The sequence below is a fragment of the Terriglobales bacterium genome, from assembly GCA_035691485.1.
Classification (GTDB): domain Bacteria; phylum Acidobacteriota; class Terriglobia; order Terriglobales; family Acidobacteriaceae; genus JAIQGF01.
Genome location: DASSIZ010000115.1, coordinates 1 through 4,822, shown reverse-complemented (window position 1 = coordinate 4,822; position 4,822 = coordinate 1). Strand labels below are relative to the sequence as shown.

5 protein-coding genes are annotated in these 4,822 nt (G+C 61.9%); 1 reads left to right on the top strand and 4 read right to left on the bottom strand.

Annotated elements, in window-relative coordinates:
- Nucleotides 1-107: 107 nt before the first annotated feature.
- The 3 genes from VFI82_14615 to VFI82_14605 form a co-directional block, all read right to left on the bottom strand.
- The gene (locus VFI82_14615) at nucleotides 108-1,271 is read right to left on the bottom strand and encodes an NADH-quinone oxidoreductase subunit D (protein ID HET7185916.1); all 1,164 of its coding nucleotides are present in this window, start codon (nucleotides 1,269-1,271) and stop codon (nucleotides 108-110) included.
- A complete protein-coding gene (locus VFI82_14610; GenBank protein HET7185915.1) occupies nucleotides 1,268-1,897 on the bottom strand; it encodes an NADH-quinone oxidoreductase subunit C in 630 nt (209 codons plus the stop codon). Before VFI82_14610 ends, VFI82_14615 begins: the two co-directional genes overlap by 4 nt.
- Before the next feature lie 220 nt (nucleotides 1,898-2,117).
- Nucleotides 2,118-2,474 (bottom strand): NADH-quinone oxidoreductase subunit A, encoded by a 357-nt coding sequence (locus tag VFI82_14605; protein ID HET7185914.1) that lies wholly within the window; start codon nucleotides 2,472-2,474, stop codon nucleotides 2,118-2,120.
- 319 nt (nucleotides 2,475-2,793) lie between these two features.
- Here VFI82_14605 and VFI82_14600 point away from each other — a divergent pair, with 319 nt between their 5' ends.
- Nucleotides 2,794-4,395, top strand: a complete 1,602-nt coding sequence (locus tag VFI82_14600; protein ID HET7185913.1) for a lysine--tRNA ligase — start codon at nucleotides 2,794-2,796, stop codon at nucleotides 4,393-4,395.
- Nucleotides 4,396-4,529: 134 nt separating this feature from the next.
- Here VFI82_14600 and VFI82_14595 read toward each other — a convergent pair.
- Nucleotides 4,530-4,822: hypothetical protein (locus VFI82_14595; protein ID HET7185912.1), on the bottom strand; the 293-nt coding region annotated here is incomplete at its 5' end.

Here is a 4,822-nt window from a genome sequence, read left to right as displayed (position 1 = left end):
AAAGATAACCAGGATGTAGATGAGCGCCCATATGGCGCCGACCAAAACGTTCCGCGCCTCCCCCGGCGTCACGTTCTGGTTCAGCAGGTAGTCGAGAAGGGCATGCATTACCGATCCACCTCTCCGAGCACGATGTCGATGGTGCCGATGACGGCGACCACGTCGGCGACCAGCGAGCCCCGCACCATCTTGTCGAGCGCCTGCAGGTTCACGAACGACGGCGGCCGCACGCGCACGCGGTAGGGCTGTGTTGAGCCGTCGCTCACGATGTAGTACCCGAGTTCGCCCTTCGGCGCTTCGATCGAGTGGTACACCTCGCCGACCGACGGCTTGATGATCTTCGGGACCTTGGCCATGATCGGCCCCTCCGGCAGGCCTTCGACGGCCTGCTGGCAAATGCGCAGCGACTGCCGCATCTCCGCCATGCGCACCAGGTACCGGTCGTACGTGTCACCGTTCTCGCCGGTCGGCACTTCGAAATCGAATTTCTGGTAGCCGGAATACGGCAGCGCTTTGCGGATGTCCCACTTCACGCCGCTGGCGCGCAGCACCGGGCCGGTGACGCCGAGGTCAATCGCGTCTTTGGCCGACAGGTATCCGACGCCCTTGGTGCGCTCCACCCAGATGCGGTTGGTAGTGAGGAGCTGCTCGTACTCGTCGATCTTGGCGGGCAGATACTTCACGTAGTTCTTCACGTCCTCTTCGAAGCCGTCGTAGGTCTCGTAGAGGCATCCGCCGATGCGGAACGCGTGCGTCGTCAGACGCGCGCCGCAATACTTCTCGTAGATCTTGAGGATCTCTTCCCGATCGCGGAAGGTGTAGAACAGCGGCGTCATGGCGCCGATGTCGAGCGCGTGCGTGCCCAGCCAGAGCTGGTGGCTTGCCATCCGGTTCAGCTCGGTGAGGATGACGCGAATGTAGGCGGCGCGCGGTGGCGCTTCGACGTTGAGCAGCTTTTCAATCGCCAGGCAGTAGCCAAGCCCGTTGGAGACCGCGGCCACGTAATCCATGCGGTCCACGTAAGGGTTAAACATGGTGTAGGTGCGGTTCTCGGCGATCTTTTCGACGCCGCGATGCAGGTAGCCGATGACGCACTCGGTGCCCAGCACTTTCTCGCCATCGAGCTTCAGGATGACGCGCAGCACACCGTGCGTCGAGGGGTGCTGCGGGCCCATGTTAAGCACCAGCTCATTCGCATCAAGGAAGGTCTCGTCCTTTACGCCGGCGCTGCCGATTTCTTCGTAGAAGCCTGACTTGGTGGAATCCGTCATTGGCCGCTCTCGATGCCGAGGTTGATCTTCACCCATTCCGTGTCCTGCTGAATGATCGAGTATTCCTTGCGCAATGGGTGGCCCTGCCAGCCCTCAGGCAGCAGGATGCGCTTCAGGTCCGGATGGCCCTCGAAGCGGATGCCGAACATGTCGAACACTTCCCTCTCCAGCCAATTTGCCGTCGACCACAGGCTGGTGACGCTGGGTGCCGGCGCGCCGTCCTGGAGCAGCGTCTTGACGCGGATGCGCTCGTTGCGCGGGAAGGAATAAAGGATCCAGACCAGGTCGAACTGCTCGGCGCGCTGCGGATAGTGCACGGCGGTGATGTCGACACAGTAGTCGAAGTCTTCATCGTCGCGCAGGACCTGCAGCAACTGAAATACGATCGAGCTATCCGCGACCATGTAGTTCTGGCCCACGTAACTGCTGGCCTCGCGGATTCCGGAGCCGAACCGCTGCTTGAAATGGGCCACCATCTCCGACTCCCACGGTTGCGGGGTCGGCCCGGCGGGCTTAGCCGGTGCCGCAGGCGCAGCCGGCTTGGCGGCGGGCGGTGCGGGCTTCTCGGCCGCCGGCTTCGATTCCGCCGGCTGGGATGGGTCCTTGGGAGTTGTCTCGTCGGCCATGAATTTCCCTGATCAGTCCTCTCCGGTGCAAGTGCCTGGCGGCGGTATCTTCTTGTAACAGTCTTGCGGCCGCGCCGCCACGTACACAGCTCACATCCGTTTGTGACCAAACTCACTTCCGGGCCGGAACCCGCCCGCGCGCAAACATTCGACTGTGCGCTACGTCACGCCTGCAACGGTCACCTGAAAAAACGGCGAACGGCGGGAATTGCCGGGGCGCTTACACCCATTCCAGAGCGCCCTTCTTCCAGATCCACACGTAACCCACTACCAGGATGGCGAGGAACACCAGTATCTCCACCAGCCCGAACAGTCCCAGAACCCGGTACTGCACCGCCCACGGAAACAGGAAGATGGTCTCCACGTCGAAGACCACGAACAGGATGGCGACGATGTAAAAACGCACCGTGTAGCGGCCGCGCGCATTGTCCACCGGATCGATGCCGCACTCGTAGGGCATGAGCTTGGTTCTCTCCGGGTTGTTCGGCCGCACCAGCTTGGCAATCATGAGCGTCGCCGGGATGGCGATGGCAACGACGGCGACAAACAGAAAAATGGGGACGTAGTTTTGCGGCATAACCTCTGCCATTACCCTGATGTGAGGTCGGAAACGCTACATCTTACAGCCGTTCGCGCCGCTTACACAAGCCGGTCAGGACAGGGTCACAACCACTGGTGAGCGATGAACACGATCGTTGTGCGGGAATTGCTGGCCAGCGGGAAAGGCGGGCCGCTGATGACCGCATAGGATCACGGATCGGCTGTCCTTCCTCTGCGCTGGCGTTCATCTGCAGCCAGGGCAATCGAGGTTCCCCGTGCTCTTCGGTGATCTCGGCGCCTCGGTGGTGAACTCCATCCTTTATAATCTGTGTTTCTCTCGCGAAGGTTAGACATCCTTGGCACTCGACGACGAAATCTACCGCCTCCGCCGCGACAAACTGGCCCAGATCGAAGCCCTCGGCCAGTTCGCTTTTCCGCACAAGTACGCGGCCACCCACGCCATTCCGCAGATCGTTTCGGAGTACAAGGACCAAACGGCGGAGCAGTTGGAGGCCAACAAGACCGAGGGCAAAGTTGCCGGACGGTTGATGGGCGGCATTCGCCTGATGGGCAAAGCAGCTTTCGCGCACCTGCAACAGGCCGGCCAGCGGCTGCAGATCTACGTGAAGAAGGATGCTGTCGGCGACAAGGGCTGGGAGCTGTTCAAGCTGCTCGACGTCGGCGACCACATCGGAGTCCGCGGCTACCTGTTCCGCACCCGCACCGGCGAGCTGAGCGTGCACGTCGACGAGATCACGTTTCTCGCCAAGGACCTGCTTCCCTTGCCGGAAAAATTTCACGGGCTCACAGACGTGGAAACCCGTTACCGCCAGCGTTACGTGGACCTGTTCATGAATCCCGAGGTCCGCGACGTCTTCGTCAAGCGCGGCAAGGTGGTGCAGGCGCTGCGGAAGTTTTTCGACGCGCGCGGCTACATCGAGGTGGAGACGCCGATGATGCACCCGGTCGCCGGCGGCGCCGTCGCGCGCCCCTTCATCACCCATCACAACACGCTCGACATCAACCTTTATTTGCGGATCGCCCCCGAACTCTACCTGAAGCGGCTGATTGTCGGCGGGCTGGAACGCGTCTACGAGATCAACCGGAATTTCCGCAACGAGGGCATCTCCACGCAGCACAACCCCGAGTTCACCATGCTCGAGTTCTACCAGGCTTACAGCGACTACCGCGACCTGATGGACCTGACCGAGGAGTTGCTGCCCTTTCTCGCGCGCGAGGTAAACGGAACCACCACCAACACGTGGAACGGCCGCGACCTGGACTGGACCGCGTGGCAGCGGCTGTCGATGCGCGAAGCCATCATCAAGCACTGGCCGCCGGCCGCCGCGCCCGCGCCCGAGGTTGCCGACTTCGCCGATCCTGCCCGGCTGGAAGCCGCCGTCGATCGCCTGAACTCAGTTCGCGGGCAGATGATTGGCGAGCCAGCGCGCATGGATGGCGTCGGACGCGAGGAGATTGATCGGGTCGAATTCGATGCCGACGACCTGGGCAAGGCCACGGTCGCGTTGTTCGAAGCCATCGCCGAGAAAAAGCTTTTCCAGCCAACCATGATCTACGACTTCCCCAAGTCCGTCTCGCCGCTGTCCAAGGACAAGCGCGACGAGCCTGGATGGGTGGAGCGCTTCGAGGTGTTCATTGGCGGCCTGGAAGTAGGAAACGCGTTCAGCGAGCTCAACGATCCCGATGAGCAGTTAAGCCGCTTTCAGGACCAGGTGCGCGCCCGCGCCGCCGGCGACCAGGAAGCCATGGCCGAGGTGGACTACGATTACGTCCGCGCGCTCTCGTACGGCATGCCGCCGACGGCCGGGTACGGCTTGGGAATCGATCGCCTCACCATGTTGCTGACCGACTCGCGCTCGATCCGCGACGTAATCCTGTTTCCGCTCCTCCGGCCGGAAAAAACCGACGACGAACGCACTGCTCCCGGCGAACAGTGAAGGCGGGTGCAATTCCATCCGCACTCTTAGTGAGCTGTCTTTTGTCGCTCGGTACAAGTTGGGCGTTCTCGTTTCTGCCGGTGCTGCGACCTGTCCGACCTCGAAATATGGTGATCAAGCCGAAAACGCGGAGATCAGTGTACGGCGACGACGGCGATGGCGCCGGCGCGGTCATTGTTCGGATCGACGGGGACGCTCGCTGAGTTCTGGAGAGTCAATGCGCCGCTGTTGGCATCCATGCGATAAGCGTTAATCGCCGTTCCAGTGGACTCGAAAAGCCAGGTACCGGTTGCATCGAACGCCAGCTGGCCGCCGAGTTCCGGGTGAAACGCGACCTTGGTCAACGCACCCGTGTTCTGGTCAACTGCGTACACCGAAATTCCTCCGCCATTCGATACCCCGGGGGACGGCGGCGTAGCGGCGTCGC

Bases quoted from the DNA above. Each gene is read 5' to 3' on its own strand.
- VFI82_14615 (HET7185916.1), bottom strand. From the start codon at position 1,271: ATGACGGATTCCACCAAGTCAGGCTTCTACGAAGAAATCGGCAGCGCC.
- VFI82_14610 (HET7185915.1), bottom strand. From the start codon at position 1,897: ATGGCCGACGAGACAACTCCCAAGGACCCATCCCAGCCGGCGGAATCG.
- VFI82_14605 (HET7185914.1), bottom strand. From the start codon at position 2,474: ATGCCGCAAAACTACGTCCCCATTTTTCTGTTTGTCGCCGTCGTTGCC.